Annotated in this window: 14 protein-coding genes and 3 tRNA genes; 5 read left to right on the forward strand and 12 right to left on the reverse strand. The window is 58.0% G+C overall.

What is annotated here, in order from left to right; genetic code table 11:
- Positions 1-7: 7 nt before the first annotated feature.
- On the forward strand, positions 8-994 hold the full coding sequence (locus QP994_RS05815) for a DUF3515 domain-containing protein (RefSeq protein ID WP_284865692.1): 987 nt from the start codon (positions 8-10) through the stop codon (positions 992-994).
- On the opposite strand, the gene QP994_RS05820 is transcribed toward QP994_RS05815, so the two are convergent.
- Together QP994_RS05820 and QP994_RS05825 are read right to left on the reverse strand one after the other, a co-directional pair.
- A complete protein-coding gene (locus tag QP994_RS05820; protein ID WP_284865693.1) occupies positions 963-2,027 on the reverse strand; it encodes a D-alanine--D-alanine ligase family protein in 1,065 nt (354 codons plus the stop codon). The two genes, QP994_RS05815 and QP994_RS05820, sit on opposite strands and share 32 nt — an antisense overlap.
- A gap of 22 nt (positions 2,028-2,049) precedes the next feature.
- On the reverse strand, positions 2,050-3,048 hold the full coding sequence (locus tag QP994_RS05825) for an NAD(P)H-dependent glycerol-3-phosphate dehydrogenase (RefSeq protein ID WP_284865753.1): 999 nt from the start codon (positions 3,046-3,048) through the stop codon (positions 2,050-2,052).
- A 151-nt stretch (positions 3,049-3,199) separates the two neighbouring features.
- Here QP994_RS05825 and QP994_RS05830 point away from each other — a divergent pair, with 151 nt between their 5' ends.
- The gene (locus QP994_RS05830) at positions 3,200-4,219 is read left to right on the forward strand and encodes an NUDIX hydrolase (protein ID WP_284854942.1); all 1,020 of its coding nucleotides are present in this window, start codon (positions 3,200-3,202) and stop codon (positions 4,217-4,219) included.
- Between the two features lie 25 nt (positions 4,220-4,244).
- Here the strand turns inward: QP994_RS05830 and leuD are convergent, their stop codons facing one another.
- Together leuD and leuC are read right to left on the reverse strand one after the other, a co-directional pair.
- Positions 4,245-4,835, reverse strand: a complete 591-nt coding sequence (gene leuD, locus QP994_RS05835; protein WP_284865694.1) for a 3-isopropylmalate dehydratase small subunit — start codon at positions 4,833-4,835, stop codon at positions 4,245-4,247.
- Between the two features lie 13 nt (positions 4,836-4,848).
- Entirely contained in the window at positions 4,849-6,270 is a 1,422-nt protein-coding gene (gene leuC / locus QP994_RS05840; RefSeq protein ID WP_284865695.1) for a 3-isopropylmalate dehydratase large subunit, read from the reverse strand.
- Between the two features lie 142 nt (positions 6,271-6,412).
- Between leuC and QP994_RS05845 the strand changes: the two genes are divergently transcribed.
- Together QP994_RS05845 and QP994_RS05850 are read left to right on the forward strand one after the other, a co-directional pair.
- Entirely contained in the window at positions 6,413-7,120 is a 708-nt protein-coding gene (locus tag QP994_RS05845; protein ID WP_284865696.1) for an IclR family transcriptional regulator, read from the forward strand.
- Between the two features lie 24 nt (positions 7,121-7,144).
- A complete protein-coding gene (locus QP994_RS05850) occupies positions 7,145-7,543 on the forward strand; it encodes a carboxymuconolactone decarboxylase family protein (RefSeq protein ID WP_284865697.1) in 399 nt (132 codons plus the stop codon).
- 172 nt (positions 7,544-7,715) lie between these two features.
- On the opposite strand, the gene QP994_RS05855 is transcribed toward QP994_RS05850, so the two are convergent.
- The 5 genes from QP994_RS05855 to gltX all read right to left on the reverse strand — a co-directional run bounded on the left by QP994_RS05855 (position 7,716) and on the right by gltX (position 10,668).
- Positions 7,716-7,788 (reverse strand) — tRNA-Glu (locus QP994_RS05855).
- A gap of 194 nt (positions 7,789-7,982) precedes the next feature.
- Positions 7,983-8,618, reverse strand: coding sequence for a hypothetical protein (locus QP994_RS05860; RefSeq protein ID WP_284865698.1), 636 nt, complete (start codon positions 8,616-8,618; stop codon positions 7,983-7,985).
- A 211-nt stretch (positions 8,619-8,829) separates the two neighbouring features.
- Positions 8,830-8,902, reverse strand: a tRNA-Glu gene (locus QP994_RS05865).
- A gap of 45 nt (positions 8,903-8,947) precedes the next feature.
- Positions 8,948-9,019, reverse strand: a tRNA-Gln gene (locus tag QP994_RS05870).
- 146 nt (positions 9,020-9,165) lie between these two features.
- Positions 9,166-10,668, reverse strand: coding sequence for a glutamate--tRNA ligase (gene gltX, locus QP994_RS05875; RefSeq protein ID WP_284865699.1), 1,503 nt, complete (start codon positions 10,666-10,668; stop codon positions 9,166-9,168).
- A gap of 120 nt (positions 10,669-10,788) precedes the next feature.
- On the opposite strand from gltX, the gene QP994_RS05880 reads away from it, so the two are divergent.
- Entirely contained in the window at positions 10,789-11,913 is a 1,125-nt protein-coding gene (locus QP994_RS05880; RefSeq protein ID WP_284865700.1) for an isochorismate synthase, read from the forward strand.
- A gap of 10 nt (positions 11,914-11,923) precedes the next feature.
- On the opposite strand, the gene QP994_RS05885 is transcribed toward QP994_RS05880, so the two are convergent.
- The 3 genes from QP994_RS05885 to QP994_RS05895 form a co-directional block, all read right to left on the reverse strand.
- Positions 11,924-12,715 carry a fumarylacetoacetate hydrolase family protein gene (locus QP994_RS05885; protein ID WP_284854949.1) on the reverse strand — a complete coding sequence of 264 codons (792 nt, stop codon included), beginning with the start codon at positions 12,713-12,715 and terminating at the stop codon, positions 11,924-11,926.
- 88 nt (positions 12,716-12,803) lie between these two features.
- On the reverse strand, positions 12,804-13,388 hold the full coding sequence (locus tag QP994_RS05890) for a 3'-5' exonuclease (protein WP_284854950.1): 585 nt from the start codon (positions 13,386-13,388) through the stop codon (positions 12,804-12,806).
- The gene (locus QP994_RS05895) at positions 13,389-15,254 is read right to left on the reverse strand and encodes a DUF294 nucleotidyltransferase-like domain-containing protein (protein ID WP_284865701.1); all 1,866 of its coding nucleotides are present in this window, start codon (positions 15,252-15,254) and stop codon (positions 13,389-13,391) included.
- Positions 15,255-15,293: the final 39 nt, after the last annotated feature.

Consider the following 15,293-nt stretch of genomic DNA (forward strand, 5'->3'; position numbering starts at 1 on the left):
TGCCGTTATGAGCACGGCGAGTACACACACAGAATCTTCCACCGGCGCACCCATGAACCGCACATTGGTGTACATCACCCTCGGGCTAGCGCTGCTGCTGGTCATCGGTGTTCTGGCTGGATCCAAATTTGTCTTGGACCGCACTGCCCACCAGCCTGTTGTCCTCTCACCCCTCCCAGCACCGCTGGCCGAATCCCCCGAATGCGCTGCCGTGGTTGAACAGCTGCCTGAAAAGCTCGCTGGCCACAAACGCACACCGCTGGCGGACCCCGCCCCGGCTGGTGCCGCCGTGTGGCAGTCCTCCTCCACCGAGCGCATCACGCTGCGCTGTGGTGTGGATATGCCCCTGCAATACACAGAACTCAGCCCCACGTTCACCGCTGCCGGGGCCAAATGGGTGAAGGTGGGTGATCCCACAGGCACTGGCCTGGCTACCTGGTTCACCGTCGACCGCTCCCCCGTGTTGGCAGTGACGGCTGACAACACGGCTCTCGGCCGTCACGACAACCCAGTTGAAGGCCTGAACCTGGGCGCAGCTGAAGGCACGGCCCCTGAACCAGCACGTGCACCACTAGCAACGCTGGAAGACGCCCAGGATTATTCCGCACGTGCCTGTGATGAATTCATCGCCGCGTTGCCCGAAGAGGTGGCGGAAGGCTACACCCCCGTTGATGTCAAAGGGGTTGAAGGCCTAAACAAGGACCGCACGCAGGCCTGGGCGGGCGATGGCCTTGAGCCCATCGTTGTTCGCTGCGGCGTGAAGCAACCAGACAGCTACGCGCCGGGGGCAGTGCTCACGCAAGTCAATGAGATTCCGTGGTTTGAAGATGAAGCGGCCACCGACAATCCTGAAACCTCCGGTGGCCTAGCTACAACTCTCTACGCACTTGGCCGTGAAGCAAATATCGCTTTGTCGCTGCCGACTGGCCTCGGGGATGAAGCCCTGAACACAATCTCCGGTGTTATTTCCTCGACCGTTCCAGAGCGGAACTAATCAGTGTGTTGAGGAGCTCGCCGTAGCTCATTCCCGCAGCTTGGAACACCTGAGGGAACATCGAAATAGAGGTGAAACCAGGCATGGTGTTTACCTCATTGAGCATCGGTCCAGCCTCTGTGACAAAGAAGTCCACGCGTGCAAGGCCACGGCAATCCAAAGCCTTGAACGTCTGAATAGCTAGATCGGCGAGCTGCTGGTTCAACTCGTCGTCATATCCCGCCGGGATCGTCGCGGTGACCACGTTGTCCAGGTACTTGGTTTCGAAGCCGTAGAAACCTTCATCCGAATCAGCAGTGCCGTTGAGCTTCGCCGGGGGTGATGCCACCAACTCACCGCTGGCCAGCTCGATGACGCCAACCTCAACCTCATCGCCGACGAGCTCAGCCTCGACGATGACCTTCGTGTCATAGAGCTGCGCCATCCGCACTGCGTCCGCGAGATCATCCCACGCAGTGACTTTGGTGATTCCTATCGACGATCCCCCGCGCGCCGGCTTCACAAACACCGGCAAACCGAGGTAGTCCCGTTCCTTCTGACCAATTGAGTCCACTCCCACACCGTCTTGGAGGATGACTTCTCGGGTGACCGGGATACCAGCAGCACGAGTGATTGCTTTGGTGAACTCCTTGTCCATGGAGCACGCCGAGGAAAGCACACCCGTGCCCACATAGGGAACGCCAGCCATCTCCAACAGCCCCTGGATCGTCCCATCTTCACCGTAAGTGCCGTGCAGCACAGGAAAGACAACATCGACGGTGGCGAGGACCTCACCTGTATTCACGTCATAAAACTCGCCACGGCGTTTCGGGTTGACGGACAGAGCGATTTCACGGCCCTGCGTAACAGACGGCAGCTTGGAATCCCCTACTGGATCTGTTGTGCCCTCCACCCACACACCGTCCTGGGTGATGCCTACCGGGAAAATATCGAAGGTGTCCTGTGGCAGTTCAGCCATGATGGCGCCTGCGGAAATGCAGGAGATGGAATGCTCAGACGACATTCCTCCGTAAACGACGGCTAGTGTGATCATGGTTCACCACACTACTTGGGTGCTACTCCGATTTTTTGGATCGACCCATCAGTGCCACAACCATCTCATCAACTTTCATGTCCCCGTGGCAGACCGCATGAACCGCGGCTGTGAGAGGCATCTCTACCCCATTTGCCTCAGCGAGTTGATGCACGCTGGTGGAACTAGTCACGCCCTCAGCCACCTGACCATTCGTGGCCTTCCGCGCCTCCGCCATGGACATGCCTTGCCCCAAGCGCTGCCCGAATGTCCTGTTCCGAGAGAGCGTTGAACTGCACGTAGCCACCAAGTCACCGATTCCGGCCAGGCCAGCGAAGGTCTTCTGATCAGCCCCCAATTGCACACCCAAGCGCGTGATCTCAGCTAGGCCACGAGTGATCAGCGTTGTCTGAGTGTTCTCTCCCAGACCCTTACCTGCAGCCATACCGCAAGCCAAGGCAATAACGTTTTTACAAGCACCGCCGATCTCACAGCCCACGACATCGGTGTTGGTGTACGGACGCAAATAGTTCGTGGCGCACGCAGCTTGAATCAGTTTTGCGCGATTTAAATCAGTGCACGCAATCACAGTGGCAGCTGGTTGTTCCTCTGCCACCTCACGCGCCAAGTTAGGCCCTGACAGGACAGCAATACGGTCTTCTGCCACACCCGTGACATCCGCGATGACCTCTGACATCCGCTTAAACGTGCCCGTCTCAATACCTTTAGAAATGGACACCAGCGTGGAATCAGATGGCAAGTAAGGCGCCCATTCAGCTAAATTTTCACGCATCGTCTGACTGGGCACAGCAGGCACAACGATCTGTGCGGAATCAACAGCCGCTACTGCATCAGACGTGGCCTCGATGCCCGCCGGCAAATTAATCCCAGGAAGGTAATCAGCATTCACGCGGGTTTCAGCAATTGCCTGGGCAAGCTCCGGCCGGCGAGCCCACAACATCACTTGATTGCCCGCGTCCGCAAAAACCTTTGCCAAGGCCGTGCCCCAAGATCCAGCGCCTAAGACGGCTACTTTGACCATGTGAGTGCCCTTCCCTTCGTCGATAAGCATGCGCTTTTGAAAAACGCGTTCCTCCACAAACTATCTAGCAGAGTAGGTCACAGTGTGTAAGGACGCGCAGACAAGGAGGCTTCCGTGCACAGTATCAAGCGATGCGGAACAATGGGTTCTCATGGGCAAGCAGTCACAACCAAACTCAAAGTTGCACGAACATGACAAAGACGTGCGGGGCGAAATGTTCCTCACAGGACGCCACCAAGAAATCCCCCGCAACCCGCATGAAGAGTTTGCAAAGACCACACTCGCCGCAGGTGCTGTGCTGTGGCGAGGCAATATTCAGGACTTCGACAGCATTGAAGTGGCCTGTATTCATCGGCCGCGTTACGACGATTGGTCCCTGGCTAAAGGCAAGGTCGATCCGGGCGAGTCGCTTGTGGCAACAGCGGTGCGCGAAATCCGTGAGGAAACCGGCTATCACATCAACCTGGGCAAGCTGCTGGGTAAAACCGTTTACCCGATTAAGAACTCAACCAAGGTTGTGTACTACTGGACAGGCAAGGTCATCGGTGGCGAGTTCGAACCGAACGAAGAAGTCGATGAGATTCGCTGGTTGCCTATCGACGAAGCTAAGGCCATCATGTCCTACGACCTCGACCGCCAGGTGCTAGCCAAGGCGGAGAAGCGCTTCCGTCTGCCTTCGACCAGCCGAATTCTCTACGTCCGCCACGCTCGCGCCCATGACCGCAAGAAATGGGCTGGCAACGACAACTTGCGTCCTTTGGACAAGAAGGGGCGCCGCCAATCAGAGATGCTTGTTCCGCTGCTGGCACCTTTCGCGCCGGACCGGATCTACTCGGCCCTGCCCGATCGCTGCCAAGCAACCGCAGCGCCGCTAGCGGACGAATTGAAGCTGCCCGTCGACGTAGACATCCGCTTTGGTGATGAAACCTGGATCAACAACATGGTGGAAGCCCAAAAAGCCTTCATGGATGTGGTCAATGAAGGTGGCACGAGCGTCATCGTGGGCCAGGGCCTGATCATCCCGAATATGCTCGCCTGGCTGGCAGCAAACGGTCGCTTGCCTATCGACGGGGAAATCAAGTCCAAGAAGGGCTCCGTCTGGGTGCTGACCTTTAATGAAGGCCAGCTCATCGGCGCGGACTACATGCCCACCGCGCTGCCCGTGCGCTAGGTAGTGCGAGGGCTAGTGCGGGTGCCTAGGACACCGACGGCTTGTATGCCGGGCGGTGCTCCTCAAAATCCTCGATAGCATCCGCATCGCGCATGGTCAGACCAATATCGTCCAGGCCTTCCATGAGGCGCCAACGGATGTAGTCGTCAATCTCAAACGTGAAGGTGTTTTCCCCCACGGTGACCGTGCGATCCTCTAGGGACACAGTGACCTCGGTGCCCGGATTCTGCTCGAGGATCTTCCAAATGAGCTCGATATCGGACTCCGTCATCTGGCCTGCCAACAGCCCTGCCTTCGACGTGTTGCCGCGGAAGATGTCCGCGAAGCGGGGGCTGAACACAGCCTTGAAGCCGTAATCCATGAGCGCCCAAACGGCGTGCTCACGGGATGAGCCCGTACCAAAATCCGGACCAGCGAACAGAACGGATCCGTTCTTGAACGCCTCCTGGTTCAGCACAAAATCCGGCTCACCTTGGCGCCAGTTAGAAAACAGCCCATCCTCAAAGCCGGTGCGTGACACACGCTTCAGGTACACGGCCGGGATGATCTGGTCCGTGTCCACGTTGGAGCGGGTCAGTGGCACGCCAATGCCGGTGTGGGTGGTGAACTTCTCCATGGTGTTGTTCTCCTTACAGATCAGCGGGGCTAGACAGGTGGCCAGTAATAGCGGTGGCTGCGGCAACCAGCGGGGACACCAAGTGGGTGCGGCCACCAGGGCCTTGACGGCCTTCGAAGTTACGGTTCGAGGTGGAAGCAGAACGCTCGCCCGGCTTGAGCTGGTCCGGGTTCATGCCCAGGCACATAGAGCAGCCAGCGGTACGCCAATCCGCACCGAACTCGATGAAGATCTTGTCCAACCCCTCTTCTTCTGCCTGCTGCTTCACCATGGCGGAAGACGGCACAACCATCATGCGGGTCTCCGGGTGGATCTTCTTGCCCTTGAGAATCTCCGCTGCCGCACGCAGGTCCTCAATACGGGCGTTGGTGCAGGACCCCAGGAAGACCGTGTCGATCTTGATGTCACGCAGTGGCGTGCCCGGCTCAAGGTCCATGTACTTGAGGGCCTTCTCAGCGGCAGCCTTCAGCGTGTCATCACCGAAACATTCTGGATCCGGCACAGACTCCCCTAGCGGCAGGCCCTGGCCCGGGTTCGTACCCCACGTGACAAACGGGGTCAGCGCAGAGCCATCGATTTCCACGACAGTGTCAAACTCGGCGCCCTCATCCGTCGGCAAAGTCTTCCAATACGCCACTGCGTCGTCCCAGTCCTTGCCCTTCGGCGCGAACTCACGGCCCTTGACATACTCAAAGGTCTTCTCATCCGGAGCGACCAGGCCGGCACGGGCACCGCCCTCAATGGACATGTTGCAGATGGTCATGCGGGCTTCCATAGAGAGCTTCTCAATTGCCTCGCCACGGTACTCAATGATGTGGCCAGCGCCACCATTCGTGCCGATTTTGGCGATGATGGCCAGAATCAAGTCCTTCGCCGTCACGCCCGGCTGCAACTCACCAGAGACCTCAATAGCCATCGTCTTAAACGGCTTGAGTGGCAGCGTCTGCGTTGCCATGACGTGCTCCACCTCGGAAGTACCAATGCCCATACCGATCGAGCCGAAGGCGCCATGGGTGGACGTGTGCGAGTCACCACACACAATGGTCATGCCAGGCTGAGTGATACCCAACTGGGGGCCGACGGTGTGCACAATGCCCTGTTTAATATCGCCCATGGAGTGCAACCGCACACCGAACTCTTCGCAGTTCTTCCGCAGGGTGGACACCTGCGTACGGGAGGTCAGCTCCTCAATCTCCAGCAGGTTGCCGGACTTGATGCCCACGGTGGGCACATTGTGATCCTCGGTAGCCAGATGCTGCTCCGGACGACGGATCTCACGGCCGTTCATGCGCAGCCCGTCAAAAGCCTGCGGCGAAGTCACTTCGTGGAGAAGCTGGAAGTCAATGTAAACCAGATCCGGGTCACCGTTCTCACCCTTCTTGACCACGTGGTCACGCCAGACTTTCTCAGCCAGTGTCAACGGTTTATCAACCATTGTCGCCTCCTTGAAGCTTCCCATCGCATGGGACGTATATTTCCATTCAGTGAGACAGTATAGAACATCTCTGCATGCAGCTTATCGACGCCTCCCCCACTCCCCCGCCCCTCCCACATAGTGGACTGCTACGATCCACTATGTGAGAAAGACCGACAAGAAGACAGACGCGCTCGAGGGCCCTTCCGGCATCAAGGTCCTCGACCGCTCTGTAAGCATCATCGAGGCCGTCGCTGGCGGCGATAAGACACTGTCTCAGCTCAGCGATGTCACCGGCCTGCCTCGTGCCACCACACACCGCCTGGCCACCGCACTGGAAGTGCACCACATCCTCATCCGCACAGAAACTGGAGCTTGGTCCATCGGACCGGCTCTCTCCCGCTACGCTGCGTCTGCACCGTCAGCTGTCATTGAGGCGGCTAAACCCATCATGGGCGCACTGGTGCGCACAACCGGTGAATCCGTCCAGCTCTACGAACTGACCGGCAACACCCGCACCTGCGTTGCCGCCGTGGAGCCACCCAGCGGATTGACCAACACCGTGCCGGTTGGATCCCAGCTTCCGCTCGACCGCGGTTCCGCTGCCCGCGTTTTCGCCGCCTATGAGCACATCACTGCACCTTTCAGCGAGGGAGAACTCGGGCGTGTACGCAAAACTCGTTTGGCAGAATCCGTCAACGAGCGTGAAGTTGGTTTATCTAGCGTGTCCACCCCTATCCATGACGCCACGGGGCGCCTGTGCGCCGTCCTGTCCATCTCCGGCCCAGCTGAGCGCCTGAAGCCCTCCCCCGCCAACACGTGGGGTAAGCAGCTACTCAAGGCTGCCGACCAACTTATGTCAGAGATCTAACTCACCTTGCGGAAGGTTAAAACCATGACTGAAAAAGACAGCCGCTACGACACCGGCATTGAGATCCGTCGTGCCGTGATGGGCGATGACTTCGTCGACGCCGCCCTTGCATGCAACGCCGGCAAAGACGGTGAGCCACTCCAAAACCACATCACCGCCACTGTTTGGGGTTCCGTATGGAACCGTCCGGGCCTGAGTCGTCGCGACCGCAGCCTCCTCAACATCGGCATGCTCGTCGCCCTGCGCGCCACCGAAGAACTCCGCGGCCACGTTCGCGGCGGCCTGACCAACGGGCTCACGCGCGAAGAGATCACCGAAGCCATCATCCACTCCTCCGGTTACTGTGGTGCCCCTGCTGCCCTCTCCGCTATGAAGGTGGCCCAGGAAGTGCTCGAGGCCGAGCTCGGGCCCAAAGAGGGTTAACCCCCTGACCCACAGTCGGCTCCGCGTAACACACTTCTCGAATCACTACAGGAACGTACTAAATCCACAGGACGTGCTACACATTCCCGGAAGCCGGTAGCACGCAGCGGGCTGATCCGCAGAAAACAATTGTCCCTCCGAACCTGAAAACAGATCCGGAGGGACTTCTTTGTACCCCGTACGGGATTTGAACCCGTGTTACCGCCGTGAGAGGGCGACGTCCTAGGCCGCTAGACGAACGGGGCGCGCTCGCTATTTCTTGCGACTTGCTTACAGTAAAGGACCGCACACGAAACTCCAAACCAGCTGGTTATCAGTGCTCTTGATACGCGAGTCTCCCAACTGTCTAGTTATGCGCTCCAGCTCTGTGAAACTCAGAACAATAAAGAGGACCGCCTTGATGACGTCATGTTCCAATTGGACGCGCAAAGTAGTAACTCTACGCAGTCTCGTTGAGCGCATCCCTCTGGGCAGACAGATACTCGCCTAAATTCACAACTACATCATCCCGTGAACTGTCGGCTGCAGCCGGCGGGTTCCCAATCAATCCATTTTGGAAGTTCCAGGTTTTAACCAACTGCATCAGACTCACCGCTAACTCGCTCGGTTGAGTCTTCCAATCCCTGTTCGATGCGTCATATGCTTCCCACGCCTCTTGAAGCTCTGCGACGATATCAGATTTAACCGCTCCAGTCTTAGCAGCTTCAATCCATGCTTTCGCCGCTAAATTAAATCGAACCTCGATGGAATTCCGCTCCTGAATCGCCTTCGAGTTTGATCGCTTGGCCATGGTCTTGCGAACAGCCGTACAGATACAAACAGCCATAGGCGCACCGACGACTGCGAGAATCAAACTCGGATTGTCCTTTGTGGCACTACGCATCTTCCCTATGACTTCATCAAGTGCTGCGCCCGACTTCTGCGCCCACCCCGGATCATTTTGGACCTCCTTCAAAAAAGTGAAAAACCGACCGCCCGTATCACGCACGACACTGCCGTTCTTAGATAATTGTCCACTGTCAATGAGTTCTTGAATCTCTTTGGGCACGACAATTGATTGTTGCTCAATAGCCACAACAGACCTCCTTGGGATAAGGAATATGTTGCTTCACATTATTAACTAGCGCATCAACACAAGCCAGTTTCATCAGTGCAAATTGGTTTTGCAGCTCACACCAGACGGAGAGGTCAGCTGGAATATTCGTAAAAGCGACCAGCCATGCGAACACAGGGTAAGTAGCAAAGGTCCCTCCGCACCTGAAAACAGATCCGGAGGGACTTCGTTGTACCCCGTACGGGATTTGAACCCGTGTTACCGCCGTGAGAGGGCGACGTCCTAGGCCGCTAGACGAACGGGGCGTAAGGACTTTTGTCCTGCAGAGCGCTATTGCTAGTTTTCTGCAGCTGGCCTACCAGGACTCGAACCTAGAATGACGGTACCAGAAACCGTAGTGTTGCCAATTACACCATAGGCCATCGTTGCTGTTGAACTTCTTAAGTTCTTAAGCTGTTCAAGACAACGTTGGATACTATAGCCACGCCTGTGCTGGACTACCAAATCGCCAGTTCAATCCATAGAAATAGCGGGATAGTAAGAGCAGCAAACTACCCCGCTGTGATTTCTACTGCGTAGGTTCTTCCGCCACGTACGGCGTGACAGCACGTGCAGCCCGCAAGCGGACCAACGTGGATTCGCGGCCAAGAAGTTCCATCGATTCGAATAGTGGCGGGGAAACAGCTGCGCCGGTGACGCCTACGCGCAGGGCGCCGAAGGCGACGCGGGGTTTGAGGCCGAGATCGTCGATAAGCGCCTTGTTGAGCGCAGCTTCGATGTTGGGCGTGGTCCACTCCCCGACTGCCTCCAGGGCGGCGATGCCAGCGTCGAGTGGCTCGATGGCCGCTTCCTTGAGGTTCTTCTTCGCGGCGCGCTCGTCGAGGGTGAGGTCCGCGTCCGGGATGACAAGGAATTTGAGCAGACCGTAGGCGTCTGAAAGCACCTTGATACGCGTTTGCACGAGGTCAGCGGCGATGGCGAACTTGTCGGCCGGGTAGTCAGCCGGGAAGTCGGTGTACTCGGTGAGGTACTCGCGCAGACGGTTCTTGAAATCCTCCGGTTCGAGCATGCGAATATGGTCCGCGTTAATGGCTTCCAGCTTCTTTTGGTCGAAGCGAGCGGGGTTAGCCAACACGTCTGAAACGTCGAAAGCCTTGACGAACTCATCCACCGTGAAAATGTCCTGATCAGCAGACAAGGACCAACCCAGCAGGGCCAAGTAGTTGATCATGCCTTCCGGGATAATGCCGTTATCGCGGTGGTTGAACAGGTTGGATTCCGGATCGCGCTTGGACAGCTTCTTGTTGCCCTGGCCCATGACGAAGGGCAGGTGACCGAACTCCGGAGTGAAGTCGGTCACGCCAATGCGCTGCAGCGCCTCGTAGAGCGCGATCTGACGCGGGGTCGACGACAATAGGTCCTCGCCGCGCAGTACGTGGGTGATCCCCATGAGTGCATCATCGACGGGGTTGACCAAGGTGTACAGCGGCGCACCGTTGGAACGCGCAACCACGTAATCCGGTTGGGTGGCGGACTTAAATTCGACGTCCCCGCGGACAAGGTCGTGCCACTTCCAATCCTTCTCCGGCATACGCAGACGCCACACCGGTTCGCGCCCCTCCGCCTTAAATGCAGCAACCTGCTCTTCCGTGAGGTCTCGGTCGAAGTTGTCGTAGCCCAGCTGCGGGTCGCGGCCGGCAGCAATATGGCGCTCCTTGACTTCTTCGGCGGTGGAGTACGCCGGGTAGACCTCGCCGGCCTCAATCAGCTTGTCCAGGATCTCCTTGTAAATGTCCATGCGCTGGGACTGGCGGTACGGCTCATGCGGGCCCCCCTTGACTACACCTTCGTCCCATTCCATGCCGAGCCAGGTCAGCGAATCGATGATGGCCTGGTAGGACTCTTCGGAGTCACGCTTGGCATCAGTGTCCTCAATACGGAACACCAATGTGCCCCCGGTGTGGCGGGCTTGCGCCCAATTAAACAGTGCCGTGCGCACCATGCCCACGTGCGGAGTACCAGTGGGTGATGGGCAGAAACGTACGTGTACAGATGCAGCAGTGTCAGTCATGCCCACAACTGTAGCGCGCTCCCCCTCACGCAACTTCAGCAGCGTCCATGCTGTCAGTGGACATGAACCGACATGGTGCAGCAGTGAGCCGAGAATATCCACCCGCTAAGATGGTCCCTCATGTCCACCCGCCCTGAAGCCGCACCTGATTCTGCACCGGATTTTGCTCTGTCCCGGCCCACAGGTTCAGTGCGTACCCAAGGCGCGGTAACCACGTTCACCGATGCTGGCTCCGCAATCGCCGCGCTTGAGCGTGGCGACGTTGAAATGGTAGTCGGCGCACTCCCCTTCGACCGAGAGGCACCAGCAGCACTCACGGTTCCGGAGCACATTATCCGGGAGGACGGCTGCCTACAGCCTCACGCCTATTACCGGACGGGCCCTGGCTCAGTGGTGCACGCGCGTGTGAGCGGCTTCGATCCAGAACCGCACGAACACCTTCGCCGCATTGAAGCCGCGATTGACACCATTCGGGAGTCGGTCCTAGACAAAGTTGTGCTCGCCCGCGCAGTTGATTTTGAGTTTGATCCACCAGTAGACCCGCGCCTAGTGGCAGCGCGCCTCATCGATTTATCTCAGTCCCGCGACGGGTTCATGGCGGACCTTTCACCCGCCGGCTTGAAGGGCCACACCATTGTTGGATCCTCACCGGAGCTTCTCATCCGCCGCCACGGCCTGAAGATCTACTCTTATCCGCTCGCCGGTTCAGCCCCGCGGGTCCCGAATGACCCCGTAGCCGATGCTGCCGCAGGCCAGGAGCTAGCTGAGTCAGAGAAGAACCTCGAGGAACACTCCTACGTTGTAGAACACATCCGGGACATCCTCGCACCCCTCTGCACAGAGCTAAACATCCCTGACCGCCCACAGCTCGAAGCCACGAACGAGATGTGGCATCTGGCCACCCCGATCAGTGGCGTGCTCAAGCAGCCAGCCCCGACCGCATTGGAGCTCGCAGCTAAGCTCTACCCCACCCCAGCTGTGTGTGGAACCCCGCAGCATGCAGCAGAGACCCTGATCACCACTGCGGAATCGGATCGTTCCTTCTATGCCGGTGCTGTCGGATGGGCAACATCCGACGGTGATGGCGAGTACGTCGTATCCATCCGCTGCGCCCAAGTCAACGAGGATGGGACGGCTGCCCGGGCCTGGGCGGGTGGCGGACTCGTTGGTTCCTCAGATGCAGAAGAGGAGCTTGCGGAAACAACCGCGAAGCTCCTCACCATCCAGCGAGCGCTGGGGCTTTAGGCTTTAAGCACTAAGCCCGCTCGACCGGATTGCGCAGGGACCCAATCCCATCAATCTCGACCTCGATGACATCACCCGGGATCATCTCGGCGGTACCTGCCGGGGAGCCGGTGCAGATCACATCACCCGGAAGCAAGGTGTAGGACGAGGTGATGAACTCAATGATCTTGCCAATCTTCCAGATCATCTGATTCGAGTTTGAATCTTGCTTCGTCTCAGTAACACCGTCATGAGTCAGGTGCGCCTTGATCGGCAAATCATCAAAGTCAAACTTGTCCAGATCCGTTTCAATCCAAGGACCGAGAGGACAGAAAGTGTCAATGCCCTTCGCACGCGCCCACTGACCATCAGCAAACTGCAGATCACGCGAGGAAACATCGTTCACGATGGTCACACCACGTACAACAGACTTCCAGTCCTCAGCCTTCACGTTCTTGCATGGGACACCAATAACCAGTGCCAGCTCGCCTTCAAATTCCACGCGGGTGGCAAAGTCCGGGATCTTAATAGCTGCTTCCGGACCAATGACCGCGGTCGGTGGTTTGAGGAAGAGGGTCGGCGGAAGGTGCTCAGCGGACTGCTTGAACACCTCAGCGACGTGGTCGGCGTAGTTGCGACCAATAGCTACTACCTTGCTGGGAAGCATGGGGGCGAGTAGGCGCACGCTATCCAGCGGCCACTCCTTACCGGTGTACTCCGGCTCCGTAAACGGGGTTCCCTTGATCTGCTTAGCAGTGGTGCCCTCATCATCGATGACCGCGAAGGTCATTCCCTCAGGTGTGGCAATTCGTCCAAAACGCATGAAAAAGAGCATACGCGAGCTAGATCACAACAGTGGCTTTAACCCACGCATTGTTCTCAGCGCTCTACATATTGTGCATGTAGATTCCCTACCGCTCGGGCTTCCCCGCAGTTAAAGCCAGGTAAAGCTCAGCGCACGCTAGTGCATCCGTCAGCGCATTATGGTTGCCGTAATCAGGCAGCCCGTGGCGGGCACGCACACGTGCTAGTCGCAAATCCTCTCCACGTGGATACGTTCCCATGCGTTCCATGCGGCGGCGTTCCATAGTCATAGTGTCCACGACCTCGTCCTCGTGCACACGCCACGTCTTCCCCAGAACCTTTTTGTGCAACGCTCCAAGAAAACCGGTTTCCATCTGGGCAAAGTGCGCCAAGATCTTGCGGCCCTCTATCGCCTTCAGAAACTTTTGAAGGGCTTCCGCAGAAGGGATGCCATCGCGCGCAACATCATCATCAGTAACACCATGCACGGTCGCGGAATCACCAACATGGGCACCACTAAGCACACAGTAGCCAGCGCCGGAAAGGTCAATCACCCGATCGTTGACGGGCACCCATCCAATGGAAACCAGCTCATGCACCCCGGGTTTCAGCCCCGTCGTCTCCACATCCACGGCGAGCAGTGCGCCTGATTCCACGTCGCGTTTCTGTGGCCCAAAAAGACCGGACAACATCTAGATCGACCTCACGGGGAACTTCGATGCCACCGCCGCTTGCAGGGATTTAATAATGCGGAAGGAGTCCCGCAGCGCGTCACGGTCGATGGAAGACATCTTGGACGGATCAATGTGATAGTTCGGAGCCTCCCCGGCACGCACCTGCTCCGCTTGGTGGCGCAATGCCAGATTAGAAATGTGGTTGTAGGCGCGCTGTAAATCTTGAGCACCGCGGACGCTGATGCTATCTCCCGCTGCTTGTTCAATGCGCTCCTGTGTGCCCACAACCGTTGAACCAGACAAAATGCCGTACAGTCGCGCCATCTGTACGACTGCTGCGGTGCCTCCCTTCTTCACATCAAGGGTGTCCGCATACTCCCCGGAACGCTGGACAACGAATCCGCGGAAGAAACCGATGGGTGGTTCACGGCGCGTTGCCAGCGCCGCCAAGTGAGCGTGAAGGCGCCGGGATCCACGCGCGGAAACAACTGCATTGTCATGCACCCGTTGCGCCATCTCCTCATCACCGAAGAGACAACGGAAATCAAAGAACACCTGCGCGTGGAGCAGTGCCTCCGATTCGGGGGCGGTGATCCAGTTGTGAAAGGTTTTGTTCCATTCACTTTCAGTCATACGCCATTCCGGCGTAGACGCCATCATGTCACCGGGACACAAGGCCTGCCCGGCATCAGCCAACCCCATGCAGATGTACTCGGAGAACTTCTGGAAGTATGCGCCGTGTTCCGCCTCGTTGTAAGAATCCGACAATACCAGTGCATTGTCCTGATCCGAGGCCGGTCCCATCTCACGGCGCGCTTGTGAGCCCACAGCCACGAAGGCGAAAGGCACAGGTGGTGGCCCAAACTCCTCGTAGGCCAGCTCAGCAAGACGCCGCGCGATCGCGTCTGCAATGCCCGTGAGAAGGTGTTGCACATCGCTTGCCGACGACCCCCGGTCCACAAACCTCGCCGCCACCGCCGCCGCGCGCTTGTAGGCATCCCGCAGCTCCTCCCTACTGCTGCCAGCAACATCAGCAGCCAAGTAGATGGGATCTGATTGGAGCTGATGCATGACGTCGCTGCTGGTCAATACACCGATGATCTCCGTCGTGGACCCATCGACCACGGGCAGGTGATGGAAGCCATGCTCGCTCATCACCAACATGGCCTCAAACAGCAATGTCTCGGCGCTAATGGTGCGCACCGGAGATGTCATCACTTCCGCTACCGATGCATCAGTGGAATAGCCTTGAGCCACTACGCGGCGGCGCAGGTCACGGTCGGTGAGAATGCCAATCTCCCCGTTCTCCTCCACTGGAGTGACAACAATGCAAGACACATCTGACTCACTCATACGGACAGCAGCATCTCGGATCGAGGCGGAGGCTTCCACCGTGACCAAGTTGCCCGTTTTGATCATTTCGCTCACGTTGGTGCGCAGCGTGTCCGCATTGCCCGGATCGTTCAACTCCTGCGCATAAGCCGCAACACGGCGCGAGAGGGATTGGAAGAAGCGAAGGATGTCCGGGTGATCGCTAATCAACGAAACAAAGGCCTCACGTGGCAGGACCAACAAAATGCTGTCCTCCACAGCGATCATGGTGTAATCCGATTCGGGCGTACCCACGAGCGAGGAGTACCCGAAATTACGGCCTGACTCGCGCCGATCGATAAGCGCATCGCCCTCCGCAAGAACATCAACAGCACCAGACCGGATGATGTACAGGTTGTCATTGACCTGCCCACGGGCCACGATGACCTCGCCCCGACGCACATAGATGATCTGCATCTGTCGCGGTAGCGCAGAAAGCGCCTCATCCGGCAGGTGTGAAAACGGTTCGTGCTGCGCGAGAAAGCCACGCACCTCATCGAGCTCAACTGTCATGCGCTTAGAGTGCCAGAAACTTTGCTCTCACATGACAGC

The sequence above is a fragment of the Corynebacterium sp. MSK044 genome, assembly GCF_030232825.1.
Lineage (GTDB): Bacteria > Actinomycetota > Actinomycetes > Mycobacteriales > Mycobacteriaceae > Corynebacterium.

Excerpts from the sequence above, each read along its gene's own strand:
- gltX (WP_284865699.1), bottom strand. The coding sequence starts at position 10,668 with ATGACTGACACTGCTGCATCTGTACACGTACGTTTCTGCCCATCACCC.
- QP994_RS05895 (WP_284865701.1), bottom strand. The coding sequence starts at position 15,254 with ATGACAGTTGAGCTCGATGAGGTGCGTGGCTTTCTCGCGCAGCACGAA.
- QP994_RS05850 (WP_284865697.1), top strand. The coding sequence starts at position 7,145 with ATGACTGAAAAAGACAGCCGCTACGACACCGGCATTGAGATCCGTCGT.
- QP994_RS05815 (WP_284865692.1), top strand. The coding sequence starts at position 8 with ATGAGCACGGCGAGTACACACACAGAATCTTCCACCGGCGCACCCATG.
- leuC (WP_284865695.1), bottom strand. The coding sequence starts at position 6,270 with ATGGTTGATAAACCGTTGACACTGGCTGAGAAAGTCTGGCGTGACCAC.
- QP994_RS05890 (WP_284854950.1), bottom strand. The coding sequence starts at position 13,388 with ATGTTGTCCGGTCTTTTTGGGCCACAGAAACGCGACGTGGAATCAGGC.
- leuD (WP_284865694.1), bottom strand. The coding sequence starts at position 4,835 with ATGGAGAAGTTCACCACCCACACCGGCATTGGCGTGCCACTGACCCGC.
- QP994_RS05885 (WP_284854949.1), bottom strand. The coding sequence starts at position 12,715 with ATGCGTTTTGGACGAATTGCCACACCTGAGGGAATGACCTTCGCGGTC.
- QP994_RS05880 (WP_284865700.1), top strand. The coding sequence starts at position 10,789 with ATGTCCACCCGCCCTGAAGCCGCACCTGATTCTGCACCGGATTTTGCT.
- QP994_RS05830 (WP_284854942.1), top strand. The coding sequence starts at position 3,200 with ATGGGCAAGCAGTCACAACCAAACTCAAAGTTGCACGAACATGACAAA.
- QP994_RS05820 (WP_284865693.1), bottom strand. The coding sequence starts at position 2,027 with ATGATCACACTAGCCGTCGTTTACGGAGGAATGTCGTCTGAGCATTCC.
- QP994_RS05825 (WP_284865753.1), bottom strand. The coding sequence starts at position 3,048 with ATGGTCAAAGTAGCCGTCTTAGGCGCTGGATCTTGGGGCACGGCCTTG.